Annotated in this window: 1 protein-coding gene; it reads left to right on the top strand. The window is 70.1% G+C overall.

Annotated features, from left to right (window positions below; all coding sequences use genetic code 11):
* The coding region (locus tag E8D38_RS28570) for a spermidine synthase (RefSeq protein ID WP_181179599.1) at positions 1-490 on the top strand (490 nt) is incomplete at its 5' end.
* Between the last annotated feature and the right edge of the window lie 116 nt (positions 491-606).

Raw genomic sequence — 606 nt, forward strand, 5'->3', positions numbered from 1 at the left:
GGGCGACGCCAGCAATCGCTACACCTACGTCGACATCGATCCGCACATCCGGTTCGTGGCCGAGCGACAGTTCATTCGGGGGCCGATCAACGGCCGCTTTGTCGCCGAGGACGCACGCCGGTTTGTGGCGACAACGCGGGAGCGCTTCGACGCCGTCGTCGTGGACGTCTACACCTCATCGAACGCGGTCCCGGGGCACCTGCTCACGGCCGAGTTCTGGCGCGCCACGAGGCGGGTGCTGTCCGGCGACGGCGTGGTGCTGGCGAACCTGGTGCTGGACCCGGCTTTGCGCAGCGCGTTCGCGCGCAACGTGCTGGCCACCATCGAGCAGGAGCTGGGCCGGTGCGCGGTGGAGGTGCTGCAGCGCCAGTGGGCGGCCAGCAATGTCGTCGTAGCGTGCATGCCCGCCGCGAGCGAGCTTCCCCGCGCGAGTCCGTACTCCGATGAATGGTCGAGCGCCGACCTCGACCGCGCCGTGGGGCCTCGATAGAGCTTCGCGTCCGGCGCAGGGCGCCTGAGTGCTGCTCTGGCGCGCACATGTCGGCAACGACGCAGCAAGGGCCGCGCCGCTGGGCTCACGGAAGCTCGGGTGCTTGCGTGCCGTGG

The organism is Methylibium rhizosphaerae, from assembly GCF_006386545.1.
Taxonomy (GTDB): domain Bacteria; phylum Pseudomonadota; class Gammaproteobacteria; order Burkholderiales; family Burkholderiaceae_C; genus Pseudorivibacter; species Pseudorivibacter rhizosphaerae.